General features: G+C 64.7%; 19 protein-coding genes. 5 read left to right on the forward strand and 14 right to left on the reverse strand.

Going from position 1 to position 17,590, the window contains the following annotated elements:
* Nucleotides 1-60 precede the first annotated feature (60 nt).
* From CH294_RS24020 to dxr, 4 genes are all read right to left on the reverse strand, one after another.
* Nucleotides 61-897, reverse strand: coding sequence for a GNAT family N-acetyltransferase (locus CH294_RS24020; protein WP_032403196.1), 837 nt, complete (start codon nt 895-897; stop codon nt 61-63).
* A gap of 121 nt (nt 898-1,018) precedes the next feature.
* Entirely contained in the window at nt 1,019-2,182 is a 1,164-nt protein-coding gene (gene ispG / locus CH294_RS24025; protein ID WP_170944836.1) for a flavodoxin-dependent (E)-4-hydroxy-3-methylbut-2-enyl-diphosphate synthase, read from the reverse strand.
* A gap of 33 nt (nt 2,183-2,215) precedes the next feature.
* Entirely contained in the window at nt 2,216-3,439 is a 1,224-nt protein-coding gene (locus CH294_RS24030) for a site-2 protease family protein (protein ID WP_094739240.1), read from the reverse strand.
* 5 nt (nt 3,440-3,444) lie between these two features.
* A complete protein-coding gene (gene dxr, locus CH294_RS24035) occupies nt 3,445-4,638 on the reverse strand; it encodes a 1-deoxy-D-xylulose-5-phosphate reductoisomerase (RefSeq protein ID WP_249305473.1) in 1,194 nt (397 codons plus the stop codon).
* Between the two features lie 69 nt (nt 4,639-4,707).
* Here dxr and CH294_RS24040 point away from each other — a divergent pair, with 69 nt between their 5' ends.
* On the forward strand, nt 4,708-5,229 hold the full coding sequence (locus CH294_RS24040; protein WP_094705028.1) for a DUF1990 domain-containing protein: 522 nt from the start codon (nt 4,708-4,710) through the stop codon (nt 5,227-5,229).
* 1 nt (nt 5,230) lies between these two features.
* Here the strand turns inward: CH294_RS24040 and puuE are convergent, their stop codons facing one another.
* A complete protein-coding gene (puuE, locus tag CH294_RS24045) occupies nt 5,231-6,130 on the reverse strand; it encodes an allantoinase PuuE (RefSeq protein WP_032403600.1) in 900 nt (299 codons plus the stop codon).
* A gap of 213 nt (nt 6,131-6,343) precedes the next feature.
* On the opposite strand from puuE, the gene CH294_RS24050 reads away from it, so the two are divergent.
* A complete protein-coding gene (locus tag CH294_RS24050) occupies nt 6,344-6,613 on the forward strand; it encodes a DUF2631 domain-containing protein (RefSeq protein WP_032377055.1) in 270 nt (89 codons plus the stop codon).
* 7 nt (nt 6,614-6,620) lie between these two features.
* On the opposite strand, the gene rlmN is transcribed toward CH294_RS24050, so the two are convergent.
* A complete protein-coding gene (gene rlmN / locus CH294_RS24055) occupies nt 6,621-7,772 on the reverse strand; it encodes a 23S rRNA (adenine(2503)-C(2))-methyltransferase RlmN (protein WP_052058493.1) in 1,152 nt (383 codons plus the stop codon).
* A 127-nt stretch (nt 7,773-7,899) separates the two neighbouring features.
* Here rlmN and CH294_RS24060 point away from each other — a divergent pair, with 127 nt between their 5' ends.
* Both CH294_RS24060 and CH294_RS24065 read left to right on the forward strand, forming a co-directional pair.
* The gene (locus CH294_RS24060; RefSeq protein WP_094705030.1) at nt 7,900-8,319 is read left to right on the forward strand and encodes a lipopolysaccharide assembly protein LapA domain-containing protein; all 420 of its coding nucleotides are present in this window, start codon (nt 7,900-7,902) and stop codon (nt 8,317-8,319) included.
* 90 nt (nt 8,320-8,409) lie between these two features.
* Complete coding sequence (locus CH294_RS24065; RefSeq protein WP_170944837.1) at nt 8,410-9,264, forward strand: CoA ester lyase; 855 nt, start codon at nt 8,410-8,412, stop codon at nt 9,262-9,264.
* Between the two features lie 30 nt (nt 9,265-9,294).
* Here CH294_RS24065 and CH294_RS24070 read toward each other — a convergent pair whose 3' ends face one another.
* From CH294_RS24070 to rpsB, 6 genes are all read right to left on the reverse strand, one after another.
* Nucleotides 9,295-10,014, reverse strand: a complete 720-nt coding sequence (locus CH294_RS24070) for a class I SAM-dependent methyltransferase (RefSeq protein WP_094739242.1) — start codon at nt 10,012-10,014, stop codon at nt 9,295-9,297.
* Nucleotides 10,015-10,031: 17 nt separating this feature from the next.
* The gene (locus CH294_RS24075) at nt 10,032-10,946 is read right to left on the reverse strand and encodes a phosphatidate cytidylyltransferase (protein ID WP_032377052.1); all 915 of its coding nucleotides are present in this window, start codon (nt 10,944-10,946) and stop codon (nt 10,032-10,034) included.
* 34 nt (nt 10,947-10,980) lie between these two features.
* Nucleotides 10,981-11,538, reverse strand: a complete 558-nt coding sequence (gene frr / locus CH294_RS24080; RefSeq protein WP_027496705.1) for a ribosome recycling factor — start codon at nt 11,536-11,538, stop codon at nt 10,981-10,983.
* A gap of 55 nt (nt 11,539-11,593) precedes the next feature.
* Entirely contained in the window at nt 11,594-12,322 is a 729-nt protein-coding gene (gene pyrH, locus CH294_RS24085; RefSeq protein WP_032377051.1) for a UMP kinase, read from the reverse strand.
* 176 nt (nt 12,323-12,498) lie between these two features.
* Nucleotides 12,499-13,323 (reverse strand): translation elongation factor Ts, encoded by an 825-nt coding sequence (gene tsf / locus CH294_RS24090; protein ID WP_094739243.1) that lies wholly within the window; start codon nt 13,321-13,323, stop codon nt 12,499-12,501.
* A gap of 160 nt (nt 13,324-13,483) precedes the next feature.
* Entirely contained in the window at nt 13,484-14,389 is a 906-nt protein-coding gene (gene rpsB, locus CH294_RS24095; RefSeq protein ID WP_032403189.1) for a 30S ribosomal protein S2, read from the reverse strand.
* 347 nt (nt 14,390-14,736) lie between these two features.
* On the opposite strand from rpsB, the gene CH294_RS24100 reads away from it, so the two are divergent.
* Nucleotides 14,737-15,243: a M23 family metallopeptidase gene (locus tag CH294_RS24100; protein ID WP_094739244.1), complete on the forward strand. Its 507-nt coding sequence runs from the start codon at nt 14,737-14,739 to the stop codon at nt 15,241-15,243.
* Between the two features lie 3 nt (nt 15,244-15,246).
* On the opposite strand, the gene CH294_RS24105 is transcribed toward CH294_RS24100, so the two are convergent.
* Together CH294_RS24105 and CH294_RS24110 are read right to left on the reverse strand one after the other, a co-directional pair.
* Complete coding sequence (locus tag CH294_RS24105) at nt 15,247-16,524, reverse strand: AAA family ATPase (protein ID WP_249305475.1); 1,278 nt, start codon at nt 16,522-16,524, stop codon at nt 15,247-15,249.
* Between the two features lie 109 nt (nt 16,525-16,633).
* Nucleotides 16,634-17,560 carry a tyrosine recombinase XerC gene (locus tag CH294_RS24110; protein ID WP_094739245.1) on the reverse strand — a complete coding sequence of 309 codons (927 nt, stop codon included), beginning with the start codon at nt 17,558-17,560 and terminating at the stop codon, nt 16,634-16,636.
* Nucleotides 17,561-17,590 lie beyond the last annotated feature (30 nt).

Here is a 17,590-nt window from a genome sequence, read left to right on the forward strand (position 1 = left end):
CGCCCCATCGTAATAGGGCGCACCCCTGACCGATGGCAACGAAACGCGGTTCGCGACAAGCTAATCGAGCAATACCGTGGTGAAGGTTGCCACCTGAGTCAGCCCGATTTTCGCGTACGCCCGCCGGGCGACGTAGTTGAAGCTGTTGACGTACAGGCTGGCGGTGCGGCCCTGACGAACGACCGAGTCGACCACTGCGGCGGTACCGGACGCACCGAGACCGTGTCCACGCCGGTCGGGGTGAACCCACACGCCCTGGATCTGGCCCACCGTCGCCGACTGCGATCCGATCTCGGCCTTGAACACCACTCGGCCGTCCTCGAATCGAGCCCAGGCACGCTGCGCCGCAATGAGACTCGAGATCCGGCGTCTGTATCCACGGCCGCCGTCGTTCTGCCGGGGGTCGACTCCGACTTCCTCGATGAACATGGCGACGGCCGCAGTGAGATACACGTCGAGCTCGTCGGGTCGAACGAGACGGACCTGAGGATCGGGTGGCAAAGACGAGCGCACCGACGTGGCCAGCAGTGGTTGCTCACCGCGGACCTCCCGGGCGGGGCCCCAGTCGGTCTCGAGCATCTCCCACAGCGGCAGCGTCAGTTCGGCCCGCCCGACCAGCGAGGAACACAATCGGGGGCCGCGGCACGCACGGTCTGCGAACGACCGGAGGTCGTCGCCCGATCCGAGCAGTGGGACGAGGTTCGCTCCGTAGAAGCACAACGATTCGTCCGGGCCGCCCCTACTCCACATCTCACCGTGAAACGACCTGGGATCCAGTCCGGATTCTTGCACCCGGGCGGCAACCATGCAGGTCGCGACCGGGTCGGCGTCGAGCACCCGCAGCACGTGTGCGGTGTCTCGATTACCGAGAGGCTTCGCACCGAGGAGCTTGAGCACCTACCGACCTCCTGACCCACCTACCGCGTACACATCGACCGAGCGTGCACCGAATCATTCCAGAGAACGTGTTCCCCCGGTGGCAGTGCGACAAACCGGATGACGACCGGGTTCGTCCTGCTCAGCTGACGGTCACCACCGGAGCGCCACCGTCTGCAGACTCGTCCTTCTCGAATTCCTCGGCGATGCGCATTGCTTCCTCGATCAAGGTCTCCACTATCTGCGCCTCGGGCACGGTCTTGATGACCTTGCCCTTGACGAAGATCTGGCCCTTGCCGTTGCCCGATGCCACGCCCAGATCAGCGTCACGCGCCTCGCCCGGTCCGTTGACGACGCAGCCCATCACGGCAACGCGCAGCGGGATCTCCATGCCTTCGAGGCCCGCAGTGACCTCGTCGGCAAGGGTGTAGACGTCGACCTGCGCACGCCCACAGGACGGGCACGAGACGATCTCGAGCTTGCGGGGGCGGAGATTGAAGGACTGCAGAATCTGGTTGCCCACCTTGATCTCCTCCGCAGGCGGCGCCGACAAGGAGACGCGAATGGTGTCGCCGATCCCCTTGGACAGCAACGCGCCGAAGGCGACTGCGGACTTGATGGTCCCCTGGAACGCGGGCCCGGCCTCGGTGACGCCGAGGTGCAGCGGGTAGTCGCACTGCGCGGCGAGCTGCTCGTAGGCGGCGACCATCACGACAGGGTCGTTGTGCTTGACGGAGATCTTGATATCGCCGAACCCGTGTTCTTCGAACAGTCCGGCCTCCCACAGCGCCGACTCGACGAGTGCCTCGGGAGTGGCCTTGCCGTACTTCTTCATCAGGCGGGGATCGAGTGATCCAGCGTTCACACCGATGCGGATCGGGATGTTCGCATCGCCTGCAGCCTTGGCGACTTCCTTGACGCGACCGTCGAATTCCTTGATGTTGCCGGGATTGACGCGGACCGCGGCGCAGCCCGCATCGATCGCGGCGAAGATGTACTTGGGCTGAAAGTGGATGTCGGCGATCACCGGGATCTGGCTCTTCTTGGCGATGATCGACAGCGCATCGGCGTCATCCTGTGTGGGGCACGCCACACGCACGATGTCGCAGCCCGACGCCGTCAGCTCGGCGATCTGCTGCAGCGTGGCGTTGATGTCGTGAGTCTTGGTGGTGCACATGGACTGCACCGAGATGGGGCTGTCACTACCCACTCCCACCGTGCCGACCTGGAGCTGCCTGGTCTTTCGACGTGGCGCGAGCACGGGCACCGGCGGTGCCGGCATTCCCAATCCGACTGACACGGTCACAGTGGCCTTCTTTCCTAGCTACGACTGACGAGTCTACTGATAGATCTGAATGGGGTTGACGATGTCCGCCGTGAGCGTCAACAAGGAGAACCCGATGAAAACGACGATGACCACGTAGGTGACCGGCATGAGTTTCATGTAGTCCACCGGAGCGCCGTCGGGTAGGCCGCGGCGGTTGCGGAAGATGTTGCGGATGCGCTCGTAGATGGTCACGGCGATGTGTCCACCGTCGAGCGGCAACAACGGAACGATGTTGAACGCTCCGAGGAAGAAGTTCAACGAGGCGAGAAGTCCCACGAAGGTTGCCCAGTTGTCGTTCTCGGCGGCCTGACCTCCGATCACGCTCGCACCCACGACGCTCATCGGGGTGTCGAGGCCACGTTCGCCACCGAAGATCGACTCCCACAGCGCCTGCACCTTGGTGGGAAGCTGCACGAGCGCTTTGCCGGTCTGGACGAAGATGTCGCCGGTGAAGACGAACGTCTCGGGTACCGCCTCGATCGGGTTGTACCGAACATTCGGCGGCGCGATCGTGGAACCGCTGACGCCGACCGCGCCTACGGTCGTGGACTCCTTGGCTCCGGTGTCCGGATCGGTGACGTAGCGCTGAACCTCGGTCACCGGGATAGTCAGGTCCAGCGACGAACCGTCTCGCTCGACGGTCAGATCCACCGGCCCCGAAGACGCCTGCACAGTTTCGACGACCTCGGACCAGTACTGCACCGGCTCGCCGTTCACTGCGGTGACCACGTCGCCCTTGCGGAGCCCCGCTTGCTCAGCCGGGCTCACTCCCGAGCACGGCGCGAGTTCGCCGTCCTCGGTTTGCGAGGGTGCGATGCACACGACATCGCTGACCTGGACGGTCGGCGGCGTCACCCGATCCGGGGTTCCCCAGCCGAGCACCAACGCGTACACCAGCACGATGCCGAGCACGAAGTTCATCGCGATGCCGCCGACCATGACGACGATCCGCTTCCACGTCTTCTGGCGATACATGGCTCGCTCGACTTCGTCGGGTGCGAGCTCGTCGATCGCCGTCATTCCGGCGATGTCGCAGAATCCTCCGGCTGGAATCGCCTTGAGGCCGTACTCGGTCTCGCCGCGCCGGAAGGAGAAAATCTTGGGACCGAAACCGATGTAATACCTACGGACCTTCATGCCGAGCGCTTTTGCGGTCCACATGTGTCCTGCCTCGTGCAGTGCGATCGACACACCGATGCCGATGGCGAACAGCACGACGCCGAGTGCGAACACCATGTGAGTCAGAGGCCCTTCTGCTTCAGGAGCTCACGCGCATGTGCGCGAGCCCAGGAATCCGCCGCGAGAACATCGTCCACGGTAGTCGGCACCGCAGACCAGTCCGCCCTGCCGTCGTCGACCACCGCACGCACCGTGTGCACGATCTGCGGGAATTCGATGTGCCCGGCCAAGAATGCCTCGGCCGCGATCTCGTTGGACGCGTTGTACACCGCAGTCGTGCAACCACCCAGAATGCCGGCCTCGCGTGCGAGCTGTACGGCGGGAAACACTCGATCGTCCAGCGGCTCGAAGTCCCAGGAGAACGCCGAGGTGAAGTCGAGTGCGCGACCGACATCGGACACCCGATCGGGCCACCCGAGCGCCAGACCGATCGGCAGCTTCATGTCCGGCGGGCTGGCCTGGGCGATGGTGGAGCCATCGACGAACGTGACCATGGAATGCACGATGGATTGCCGGTGAACGGTCACGTCGATCTTGTCGTAGGGCACTCCGAAGAGCAGATGCGCCTCGATCAACTCGAGCCCCTTGTTCACCAGGGTCGCCGAGTTCAAGGTGTTCATCGGACCCATCGACCAGGTGGGATGGGCCGCGGCCTGCTTCGGGGTGACCGACTTCAGTTCGGTCTCGGTCCACCCTCGGAACGGTCCACCCGACGCAGTCAGGATCAACCGATCCACCTCGCTGCGGGTGCCGCTTCGTAGGCACTGCGCCAAGGCGGAGTGCTCCGAGTCGACCGGCACGATTTGCCCGGGGGCGGCAGCGGCCAGTACGAGCTCGCCGCCCGCCACCAGTGATTCCTTGTTGGCCAATGCGAGCCGGGCACCGGTTTTCAGCGCCGCGAGCGTCGGTTCGAGACCGAGCGAACCCACCAGCGCATTGAGCACGACGTCAGCCGGAGTCGTCTCGACGAGCTCGGTGACTGCCCGTGGCCCACTGAGTGTTCCGGGAAAATCGAGTGCGGCGGCGGCGTCCGAGTCGGCGACTGCGACACGCTGGGCACCGGTTTCGGCGATCTGACGACGAAGCAGGTCGATGTTTCCGCCGCCCGCTGCGAGACCGACCACAACGAAGCGATCCGGGTTGGCTGCGATGACGTCGAGCGCTTGGGTGCCGATCGAACCGGTACTCCCCAGCAGCAGCACGCGAATCGGCTCGGGGCGATCCGAGGTGGTCGTTCGCTCACTATGGTCTGGCACCGGTCCATTGTTGCCTACCGAGCCTGAGAAACCCCTATGCGCTCCGCCGATGCTGGCAGGGTGGAAGGCATGGACGTCTCGAAGTACAGCGCAGCATCGTTCAACTACACCGATGTGGGGGCGACGAAGGGACCCTTCCCGCCGGGTTACCACTACGTCGAGAGGTCGCGAGTGGTCGGGTCGGGGCTCGACGACTTCCTGGCCGCAGCGGATGCCCTGATGCGGTGGGACATGCATCGCGGTGCCGGTCTGAAGATCCATTCGAGCGAAGATTCCGCCGTTCCCGACGCGGTGGTCGTTCTGACGCTCGGTCCGATCCGTATCCCGTGCAAGGTCGTCTACGTCATCGACGAGGCCAACCGACAGGGCTTCGCCTACGGCACACTCGACGGGCATCCCGAGTCCGGGGAGGAGCTGTTCCACGTCGACTACTCCCCCGCGGACGGAACCGTCACCGCTCACATCACCGCGTTCTCGAGCCCCGGCCGCTGGTACACCAGGCTCGGCGGCCCGGTGGGAAGGCGCGTCCAGGCTCTGTTCACCGACCGGTATCTGACTGCGCTGGCGAAGGCCTGCCGTTCGCCGCGCTGAGTCAGGAGCCGGGCGGGTGTACGGCGCGCCAGTGCTCGGCGATGTCGATTCGCTTGGCGACCCATACTTTCTCGTGGGATTGCACGTGATCGAGAAACCGTTCGAGGGCCGCGATACGAGCCGGCCTGCCGACCAGTCGACAGTGCAATCCGACCGAGAGCATCTTGGGGCTGCCGTGCTCGCCTTCGGCATAGAGCACGTCGAACGCGTCCCGAAGATGTGCGAAGAACTCGTCCCCGGTCGAGAAGCCTCCCGGTGAGGCGAATCGCATGTCGTTGGTGTCGAGGGTGTACGGCACCACCAGGTGATCGACCGCCCCATTGCCCGTGGACACCTTCTCCCAGTACGGCAGGTCGTCGGCGTAGGAATCGGAGTCGTACACGAATCCACCGTGCTCGACGACGAGTGATCGCGTGTTCGGTGAATCGCGGCCGGTGTACCACCCCAGCGGGGCCGAGCCGGTCAGCTCCGTCAGGATCGCCACGGCCTCGGCCATGTGCTCGCGCTCGACGTTCTCGTCGATCTGCTGATAGGACAGCCACCGCAGGCCGTGGCAGGCGATCTCGTGGCCCAGCTCTGCCAGCGCGGCAACCACTTCCGGATTTCGCTCCATGGCTTTCGCGACGGCGAACACCGTCAGAGGTAGATCTCGTTTCTCGAATGCTCGCAGTACTCGCCACACACCTGCCCTGGATCCGTACTCGTACAGGGACTCCATGCTCATGTGACGGTTCGGAAACGCTTGTGCCCCGATCATTTCCGACAGGAACGTCTCGGACTTGGTGTCGCCGTCGAGCACATTGTTCTCCGCGCCCTCCTCGTAATTGAGGACGAATTGGACGGCGATGTTCGCCTCTCCCGGCCACTGGGCATCCGGTGGTGTTCGGCCGTACCCGACCATGTCACGGGGGTAGCTCAGCGGAAACTGGGTCAACGGGTGCGGAAGGCGCTCGGACGTCACCGAGGCAGTCTCTCACCGAAGTAGATACTCGCGCCGGGTGAGCGCAACCCTGATGGCTACGACGGGCGGTCGTATGCCAATATTGTCGCAACGCGGCAGCCTCGACGCCTCGTGCGCACGTCAACGTGAATCATCACTCGAGAGGACCGACCGGTGGCAAACAACGAACTGGAAACCGCTTCGTACGACCAGGTCGTCGATACCCGTCACGAGGTTCCGGACGTGCCGTCCGCCGAGTGGGGATGGAGTGGCGAGTCGAACCGTGCGATGCGAGTGGCCGCCATCGTCGTCGCCGCGTTCCTGCTCTTCATGATCATCGGCAACCACACCGGCAAGGTCGAGGACCTGTGGCTGATCGGATTCGCCGTCGCTCTGGTCGGACTGGTCGTGCGTGACGTGATCGTTCGCCGCAAGCCCCGCTAGCTGCCGGTCAGTTCTCGGCTGCCAGCTGACCGCACGCCGCGGCGATCTCCTGGCCACGGGTGTCGCGCACCGTGCACGAGACACCCTGCGCAATCACTCGTCTGACGAATTCTCGCTCCACCGGCTTCGGGCTGGCATCCCACTCGCTGCCCGGAGTCGGATTGAGCGGGATCAGGTTCACGTGGACCCGGGATCCGAGCGCCTTGTGCAGCTTCTTTCCCAACATGTCCGCTCGCCACGGCTGATCGTTGACGTCCCGGATCATCGCGTACTCGATCGAGACGCGTCGACCGGTCTGATCGGCGTAGTACCGAGCGGCGGAGAGAACCTCCGCCACCGACCACCGGTTGTTGACCGGAACCAACGTGTCGCGAAGCTCGTCGTCGGGCGTGTGCAAGGACACAGCCAACGTGACGGACAATCCCTCGTCGGCCAACTTGCGAATGGCCGGAGCCAGACCGACCGTCGACACGGTGACCGAACGTTGGGAGAGTCCCAGACCGTCGGGTGCCGGTGAGACGATCTTGCGCACTGCAGCGACGACGCGTTTGTAGTTGGCCAGCGGCTCGCCCATCCCCATGAACACCACGTTCGACAGTCGGCCTTCGCCGCCGTGAACCACGCCGTCACGCAGATCGGCCGCAGCCGAACGGACCTGGTCGACGATCTCGGCGGTCGACAGGTTTCTCGTCAGACCGGCCTGGCCGGTCGCACAGAAAGGACAGGCCATTCCGCACCCGGCCTGACTGGAGATGCACAGAGTGGCCCGATCCGGGTATCGCATCAGAACGCTCTCGAGCAACGTCCCGTCGTTGGCCTTCCACAGGGTCTTTCGAGTGTCACCGTCGTCACATGCCAGGTGCTTGATCGGCGTCAGCAACGTGGGGAAGAGATCGGCACCGACCTTCTCGCGAGCCTCGGCCGGAAGGTCGGTCATCTTGGTGGTGTCGGCTTCGAGCCGCGCGTAGTAGTGGCGCGCCAGCTGATCCGCCCGGAATGCAGGCAGTCCGAGCGCCTTCACCGCCTCCCGGAGGCCCTCTTTGTCCAGGTCGGCGAGGTGACGCGACGGCATGCCCCGGCGCGGCGCAGTGAAGACCAAGGGAAGATTCGGTCTCTTCTGCTCGGTCGAGGTGTTCGTTGCGTCGGCGGCCTCACTCATGCCTCCATTGTCCACCCGTTTGCCTCGCAGTCCTATTCGCGTCGGTTTCCGACCGTTGTCCGACGGGTACTGGCGACGTGGCCGGATGCGCGTGCATTCGACCTCCACGTGCGGAAGGATCATCGACATGGCCACCAGAGCTGAAGACAGTCACGAGACATCGCTCGACAAGTCGAGCGCGGGCCTCCCCGGCGAACACAGGGCCTCGGGCGACCTCGCTCCGATCACCACCCCGGATTCGGACGGTCACTCGGCGCCCGATCCGGAGTTCGTTCCCGAGCGGCAGGCCGCCGGCTCGAACGACATAGCCCACACTCGCACCGCTGCCCTGTGGACCGGCCTCGTGGTGGGAGCCGTGGTTCTGGTCGTTCTCCTCGTGTTCATCGTGCAGAACCTCGACTCGGTCACCGTGCAGATCTTCGCGTGGCAGCTCGATCTTCCGCTCGGCATCAGCATGTTGCTGGCCGCGATCGCGGGCGCACTGGTGATGGCCATGGTGGGAGGGGCTCGAATCCTTCAGGTACGGCGCTCCGCGAAAAAGAAGTAACGCGGCTCGTGAACACTATGTACAGAAGCTGGCGCTGACTCACTGAATCGATCAGGCTGTGGGTGCCCCACTTCACTCGAGGAGCATGACGTGACAACTTTCATGGAGACACCAGTGGCATCCGGCGTTGCCCCCGACCGCGCGCGCTCCTGGCTGCTGGTGCCCGCAACCAAGCCCGACACCTTCGGCGATGCAGTCGCGTCGGGAGTCGATGCCGTCATCCTCGACATCGAGGACGCCGTCGCTCCGGCCAAGAAGCCCGCCGCACGCGAGGCTGTTGTTCAGTGGCTGAGCCAGGGCAATTCCGCATGGGTGCGCATCAACGATGCAACGACCCCGTACTGGGCCGACGATCTCGCCGCGTTGTCCGGTCTCCCCGGTCTGGTCGGCGTCATGCTCGCCAAGACCGAAAGCGGTGGCCAGGTCGAGGCGACCGCGGCCCGCCTGGCACCCGGTACCCCGATTCTGGCGTTGGTCGAGTCGGCCATGGGCCTCGAAGCGGCTACCGAGATCGCCCGCGCGGATTCGACCTTCCGTCTCGCTTTCGGCAGCGGCGACTTCCGACGCGACACCGGTATGAGTGACGATCCACTGGCGATGGCCTACCCCCGCTCGCGCCTGGTCGTCTCCTCACGGGTGGCACGACTGCCCGGACCCATCGACGGTCCGACGTTGACCGCGAACGACAGCATCCTCGGACGCGATGCAGCCTTGACGCTGTCGATGGGCATGGCAGGCAAACTGTGCATGCACACCGATCAGGTGGCCATCGTCAACCGCGAATTGGCACCCTCACCCACGGACGTGTCCTGGGCACGCGACGTGATCGATGCTCTCGGCGCCGACGGTGCCCACGTCAAAGACGGTAGCGACCTGCCTCGGCTGGCGAAGGCGCTCAAGATCAGCGAACTCGCCGAGGTTTTCGGAATCTCCGGCGCGTCCTGATCACTCGGCGCTGAGGTGCGCGGGCCCACCTCAGCGCAATTCGACTCCCGCCGGTTTGTACCGAACGTGGATGCGATAGCGCACATTCAGAGCGAGTCCGTCGACCTCCCGTGCTGCCATACGCGCTACTCGCGGGGAGAACTCGATTCCCATTACCTCGCGCAAGGTCCGACGGTCGGGAAACGCCCATCTGGTGCCGACGCGAAGCAGCTCGAACCCCTGCGCATCGAAGAATGCCTCGACGGCCGCAGGATCGTACTGCGGAAGATCCGCACGCATCCAGTCACCGTACGGCGACGCCGTCGCGTCGAGGTCGACCACGACCAGTGCGCCGCCGGGCCGGAGGACGCGCATCGCCTCGCGAATACCCGGACCGCAGCCGGGGCCGAAGAAGTACGCCGTGCGGGCATGAACGAGGTCGATGCTCCCATCGGCGGCGGGTAGCGAATCTGCTCGACCGACCTTCACGTCGACGTTCGGGAGGTCGGCCACCCGCGATCTCGCCGCGGCCGCAAGCGGTTCGTGCGGCTCCACGCCCAGCACATCGGCGGCGTCGGCGGCAAAGATCGGAAGGTGAAATCCGCTTCCGCAGCCCACGTCGACAACTGCCTTGGACGCCCAGTTCGCGACCGACCTGATCGCCTCGAACACGGCACCGTCGACATCTTGAGCACGGTTCTCCGCCTCGTACAAGTGTGGCCAGTGCCAGATGTTGGGACTGGGGATCACCCCGCCGCGATCTGCGCGCATCGTCCGATCGAGTCGTTTCAGAGCAAGACGGTGAAAACGAGCCAGGCAACGAACGCCGACGGCAGCAGCGAGTCGAGTCGGTCCATGATGCCGCCGTGCCCGGGGAGCAACGAGCCCATGTCCTTGATTCTCAGGTCGCGCTTGACCTGCGATTCGATGAGGTCGCCCAGGGTGCCCGTGACGACCAGCACGACTCCCAGCAACACACCGATCATCGAGTTCGCCTCGAGGATCAGGGTCACCGTCAGCAGGCAACCGATGACGCAGAAGATGAGCGACCCGACGAGCCCCTCCCAGGACTTCTTCGGGCTGATCGCCGGTGCCATCGGGTGTTTGCCGAACAACACGCCGGCGATGTAGCCGCCGACATCCGAACAGACGACGCCGATGACGAACACCAGGATGCGGCCGGCACCGTTGTCCTGCAGAACCATCAGAACGGCGAACGAGGCCAGGAGCGGTAACCAACAGGCCACCAGAACGGTGACCGAGAGTTCTTCGAGGTAATTCTTCGGTGCGGTGCCGAACCCCTGACGGAGTAACAGCCACACCATGCAGACCACAACGGTGCCCACCGCGGCACTGAGTACTCCGACGGCACCGAACGGCCAGCCCAGCCAGATCATGGCCTGACCGCCGAGAATCAGCGGGATACGCGGAACCAGCACACCGCCCTCACGGAGCCGCTTGGATACCTCGTACGTCGCGACGGCCAACGCAACCGCGACGACCCCGATCCACACCAGCGGGACGAACACGAGCACGAGAATCAACCCGATACCCAAACTGCCGCCGACGCCGATCGCGGCAGGCAGATTACGGCCGGCTTTCCCGGCGGACTTCGCGGCAGCGACCCCGGACGAGGCAGCGGGCGTACCGCTGCCCTCCTGCCGATCCGGTCCCACCACTGTCGTCAACTCCTCGCGATTCATCGTCTGCCGTCGTGAAAGCCATTCCTCTCGGAGGTCAGACCTCCATCAACTCGCCCTCTTTGCGCTTGACGAGTTCGTCCACCGACGCGGTGTACTTGGCGGTCGTCTTGTCGAGCTCGTTTTCCGCGCGCACGACGTCGTCCTCGCCCGCTTCACCGTCCTTCTGGATCCGCTTGAGCTCTTCCATCGTCTTGCGGCGAACGTTGCGAATGGAGACCTTCGCGTCCTCGCCCTTGCCCTTCGCCTGCTTGACGAATTCGCGGCGTCGTTCCTCGGTCAACTGCGGCACACCGATACGAATCAGGTTGCCGTCGTTCGTGGGGTTCACCCCGAGGTCCGAGTTGCGGATCGCAGTTTCGATCGGCCCCAGCTGATTCGACTCGTACGGCTTGATCACGACCAGACGAGCTTCCGGAACGCTGATGCTCGCCAGCTGAGTGATCGGCGTCGGCGCTCCGTAGTACTCGATGACGATGCGCGAGAACATTCCGGGGTTGGCACGCCCGGTACGGATCGAGGACAGATCGTCACGTGCAACCGATACGGCCTTTTCCATCTTCTCTTCGGCGTCGAAGAGCGCTTCGTCAATCACGATCTGTCCTCCATCGTCTTCGTTCTCGATTCACCCGCGGTCTTGTCGGTGACGTTCACGACGTGACCAGCGTGCCGATCTTCTCGCCCGCCACGGCGCGAGCAATGTTTCCTTGAACCAACAAATTGAACACCAACATCGGCATCTGGTTGTCCATGCAGAGGCTGAAAGCAGTCGCGTCGGCGACTTTGAGTCCCTGCTCGATCGCTTCGCGGTGAGTGATCGTGTCGAACATCGTCGCGTCGGGGTCCAGACGCGGATCGGCCGAGTAGACGCCGTCGACGCCCTTTGCCATCAGCAGCACCTCGGCTCCGATTTCCAGAGCGCGCTGTGCGGCCGTGGTGTCGGTGGAGAAGTACGGCATCCCCATCCCGGCCCCGAAGATCACGACGCGGCCCTTCTCCAGGTGCCTGCGCGCGCGTAGTGGTAAGTACGGCTCCGCGACCTGGCCCATGGTGATTGCCGTCTGCACCCTGGTTGCCACTCCCTGCTTTTCCAGGAAATCTTGCAGCGCAAGGCAATTCATGACCGTGCCGAGCATGCCCATGTAGTCCGAGCGAGATCGATCCATTCCGCGCTGCTGCAGTTCGGCACCACGGAAGAAGTTTCCGCCACCGATCACCACGGCGACCTGAACTCCGGTGGCCACCACCTCGGCGATCTGTTCGGCAACGTTGTTCACGACATCCGGGTCGAGCCCCACTTGGCCGCCACCGAACATCTCCCCACCCAGTTTGAGCATCACACGTCGGAACCCGGGACGGTCAGGGGCCGGATCGGTCATAGCTCTCCTCGGTACTCGTCGAACACTACGGTTTACTCACCGATCATCCTGCCCTATCGACACCCGATCGGTGGACACGGCTCCGACCTGCACACCCACCTGCCCTGCGCACGAACGATGCCGCCCACTCGATGGAATCGAATGAACGGCATCGCCTCGACCGACAGGTGCGCAGACTAGCTGGCGCCGACCTCGAATCGAGAGAAGCGGGTGATGGTCACGCCGGCCTCGTCGAGAATGGCCTTCACGGTCTTGTTGCCGTCCTGAACCGACTTCTGCTCGGTGAGAACGACGTCCTTGAAGAATCCGTTGACGCGACCTTCGACGATCTTCGGCAGAGCCTGCTCCGGCTTGCCTTCTTCGCGAGCGGTCTCTTCGGCAATGCGACGCTCGGCCGCAACCAGATCCTCGGGGACCTCGTCACGGCTGACGTACTTGGCCTTGAGCGCGGCGATCTGCATGGCGGCCGCGCGAGCGGCATCGCCTGCGGCGTCGCCGTCACCGGTGTATTCGACCAGCACGCCGACGGCAGGCGGCAGGTCCGCGCTGCGCTTGTGCAGGTACGTCGCGGTGTGGCCGTCGTAGGACACGACGCGGCGAATTTCCAGCTTCTCGCCGATCTTGGCCGACAACTCGTTCAGGGCCGTCTCGACGGTCTTGCCGTTCAGGTCGAGCGCCTTGAGTGCGTCGACATCGGCCGGCTTGCCTGCTGCAGCCGTCGACGCGACGGACGCGGCGAACGTCTGGAACTCGGCGTTCTTGGCCACGAAGTCGGTCTCGGAGTTGATCTCGACGAGCACGCCACCCTCGGCGACGACGAGGCCCTCGGCGGTGTTGCGCTCGGCGCGCTTACCGACGTCCTTGGCACCCTTGATACGCAGGTACTCGACGGCCTTGTCGTAGTCGCCGTCGTTCTCGGCGAGCGCGTTCTTGCAGTCCATCATTCCGGAGCCGGTGAGCTCACGGAGCCGCTTGACGTCGGCGGCAGTGTAGTTCGCCATCGTGGGCGAGCCTCCTCAAAGTCTGGTTACGGGCGTTGACGAAAAATGCTGTTCTCAGGGCGTGATCGACGGGCTCATTTCAGAGCTGACGCGACGACCACCCTGACATACCGAAGCGGCCCCGGCCCACCCCACTTCGGTGAACCGGGACCGAATTCGATCAAGCCTGAGCGGCCGGTGCTTCCTCTGCTGCCGGAGCCTCTGCAGCGGGAGCGTCGGTTGCCGGAGCTTCCTCTGCTGCCGCAGCCTCGGTTGCCGGTGCCTCTGCTGCCGGTGCGTCGGCTGCCGGTGACGCCTGCTGGAGCTGCTCGAGCTCCCATTCGGCGAGGGGCTCGCCTGCGCCGACCTCGGGCTTGGCGTCGGATGCAGTGTTCTGACCTGCTCGCGCCTGCACGCCCTCGGCGACTGCGGATGCGACGACCTTGGTCAGCAGCGCAGCGGAACGGATCGCGTCGTCGTTGCCCGGGATCGGGTAGTCGACCACGTCGGGATCGCAGTTGGTGTCGAGGATCGCGATGACCGGGATGTTCAACTTGCGAGCCTCGGCAACGGCGAGATGCTCCTTGTTGGTGTCGACGATCCAGATGGCCGACGGAACCTTGGCCATGTCCCGGATGCCACCGAGGGTGCGGTCGAGCTTGGTCATCTCACGCGTGAGCATGAGGATTTCCTTCTTGGTGCGTCCCTCGAAGCCACCGGTCTGCTCCATGGCCTCGAGCTCCTTGAGGCGGAGCAGACGCTTGTGCACCGTCTGGAAGTTGGTGAGCATGCCACCGAGCCAGCGCTGGTTCACGTAGGGCATGCCCACGCGGGTCGCCTCAGCGGCGATGGACTCCTGTGCCTGCTTCTTGGTTCCGACGAACAGAACCGTGCCATTGTGGGCGACGGTCTCTTTGACGAACTCGTAGGCCTTGTCGATGAAGGTCAGAGTCTGCTGCAAGTCGATGATGTAGATGCCGTTGCGGTCGGTGAAGATGAATCGCTTCATCTTGGGGTTCCAGCGACGGGTCTGGTGTCCGAAGTGTGTGCCGCTGTCGAGCAGCTGCTTCATTGTTACTACAGCCATGGCTGAAGAACTCTCTTTCGATGGTGCGGTTGACGCAGAGTGTCGGTGACCTCTGCCCTGGCGGCCGCTGGAGTTGCCGGACCTGCGGATCTCGAGGATCCTCAGGACCGCCGACAACCGGTTCTCGTATCGGTAGTTCTGCCGTGGCAGTCGATGCGAAGAAAGCGGACGCGCGAAGTCGACCCGTGCACGCACAGGCCGCATCGACGAGTGTAGACCTGCCGCGCCCCCCGTCATAACCAGGCCCGACTGTCAAGAGATTCCGCTACCTGTGGACAAACAAGTCCGCCGTCCACAATCGACGTTCGCTGTCGTTCGTGTGCTCGGATTCGGGAGATGGTCGACGGGTGAACATTCGTCTCGCACTACGAGCATCGTCGATCGGCGTCGTGGTCGCCCTCTCGCTCTCGACGGCGGTGGCATCGGCCGCCCCGGGCGACTTCGCCTGGCCGCTGCAACCGAAGCCCCGAATCGTCACCCCGTTCGACCGCCCCGACCAGAATTGGCTTCCCGGACACCGCGGTGTCGACCTGGCCGCCGAGGAGGGCCGATCGGTACTGGCGGTGGCCGACGGCACGGTGGTCTTCGCCGGTTCGATCGCGGGAAAACCCGTCGTGTCGGTGGACCATCCGGGAGGACTGCGATCGACGTACGAGCCGGTGACGGCCTCGGTTACAGCAGGAACCCGGGTCCGCCGCGGAACGGTGCTGGGTTCACTGGCGTCCGGACACGAGGGCTGCTCGTCCGCATGTCTGCACTGGGGCATCAGGCGGGGCCGCGAATACCTCGATCCGACGGCTCTGGTGCGCACACGGCCGATCAGATTGAAACCAGTGGACGGACCGAGCCGGTGACCGTCAGCGCGGGGGGCCGGAGTGCCTGCCGGACGCTGCGGGAAAATCGTCCGCGACCATGGCGGCGAGCTCGACGAATGCGCTCCTGGTCTGGGGGCGCAACATGTCGAGATCGACCACGGCACCCTCGGCCAGATGCTCGTCGAACGGAACGACGAGGACGGCTCGACAGCGCTCGAGAAAATGCTGCTGCAGCAGGTTCATGTCCACTGCCGACGAGCCGGGACGAACCGAGCTGATCACCACTACCGTTCGCTCGACCAGGTGTCCGTAACCGTGCAGCTCGAGCCAGTCCAATGTCGCCGCTGCACTGCGCGCACCGTCGACCGCCGGCGAGCTGACCAGAACCAGCGCGTTCGCCAGTTGGAGCACACCGTTCATCGCCGAGTGCATGATGCCGGTTCCGCAATCGGTCAGGATCAGGTTGTAGTAGACCTGCAGCATGTCGATGACGGCTCGGTAGTCCTCTTCGCCGAACATTTCCGACGCCGCCGGGTCGCGCTCTCCCGCAAGCACTTCCAGTCGACTCGGTGCCTGCGAGGTGTGCTCGCGAATGTCGGAGTAGCGCCGAATGTTCGGTGCGGCGGCCAACAGGTCTCGGACGGTAGACGACGTCTGCCGCGGAACCCGCTCTCCGAGGGTGCCGAAATCGGGGTTCGCGTCCACTGCGATGACACAATCTCCCCGCAACGACGCGAACGTCGAGCCGAGGCCGAGAGTGGTCGTCGTCTTGCCGACACCACCCTTGAGCGAGAGGAACGCGATCCGGTAGTCACCGAGCACAGGCTGGCGGATGCGCTCGACCTGATTTCGGTACCGCTCCTCTGCGGTCGACTCACCCGGATTGATCACACCACCGGTCAGCCGGTGAACGCCTCGACGCCATCCGGAGTTCGACGCTCGCTTGGGACGCTTGAGCAGCGAATCCGCGCCGAGGTCCTGACTGTTGGGCCGATACGGATTGGGGGCACCCGCCCACGGTTGGGGCGACCAACCTCCTGTCGGTGCCGGGAACTCCTCGGGCCGCGACTGTGCGGGCAAGTGTCGGTTGGGCTCTGCGGCCACCGGCCCCGGCTCGAGCGGCACGGGTGGGTTGTATCGGGGCGGAACGGTCCGTCGGTCGATCGAATCGGGCGTCTGCCAGGGTGGCGGCTGCCGAGGCGTCGAACGTGATCGCGGAATCGGTTCCGGTGGTGCGGGCCGAGAACCGTTCTCCGGTGCCGTGCCGCTTCGGTCGCCGGGCTCCTGGCCGTGCGCCGCGAAGTCCTGACGGCCATGCATCGACCACGGCTCCGAAGTACCTTGCGGTCGGTCGCGGTCCACGGTCCCCCGTATTCGGTCTTGTTGGTCGGTGATGACGCTACCAAACGTAGCGCCGCCGACGCTCGACTCACGCTCGGGGGTGAGCCTGATCGTGCACGGCGCGCAACCGTTCGACCGATACGTGGGTGTAGATCTGCGTGGTCGCGAGGGAGGCGTGCCCGAGCAACTCCTGCACCACCCTGAGATCGGCACCGCCTTCGAGGAGATGGGTCGCTGCTGTGTGGCGCAAGCCGTGCGGACCGAGGCTGGGGCCACCGGGAACGGCGTCGAGCACCGCATGAACTGCTGTTCTGGCCTGCCGTTGGTCGAGCCGCCCACCTCGCCTACCCAGCAACAGCGCGGCCCCGGATCGCTCATCGACCAACTCCGGCCTGCCACTGACGAGCCAGTTCTCCAGAGCGTCTGCTGCCGGCATGCCGTACGGCGCAGAGCGTTCCTTGTTTCCTTTACCCAGAACGCGAATCAGGCGGCGATCGGTGTCGACGTCGTCGATGTCGAGTCCGCACAGCTCTCCGACGCGGACCCCGGTTGCGTACAGGAACTCGACGATGAGCCGATCTCTCAGCGCGATCGGATCTAGCTCGGCAGCACCCGATTCGGCAGCGGCCAACGCCTCGGCCGCTTGATTGTGGCGCAGTACACCAGGCAAAGTCCGGTGACTCGACGGTGCTGCCAGCCGTTCTGCGGGCCCGACCTGCACCGCTCCCACCCGCTCGAGCCACTTGCCGAAGGTCCGCGCCGACGAGGTTCGCCTGGCCATCGAGGTTCTGGCCGCGCCGGCCGCCGAATACTTCGCCAACCAGGAGCGCACAGCGCGGAGGTCGAGATCGGCGATGGTCGCTTCGGGGTCGCAGTCCGCGAGATGCGCGAGGAGCGATCGAGCATCCGCGACGTAGGCGCGGATGGTGTGCTCGGAGCGCTCTCGACCGAGTCGAAGGTGTTCGGCGAACTCTTCGATGTGGATGCCGAGGTGGGGCGGCAGCGAATCGGTCATCGGCTCAGCTTGAGCGCTCCCACGCTCCGC

Origin of the sequence: Rhodococcus sp. 14-2483-1-1 (assembly GCF_002259335.1) — a bacterium.
Lineage (GTDB): Bacteria > Actinomycetota > Actinomycetes > Mycobacteriales > Mycobacteriaceae > Rhodococcoides.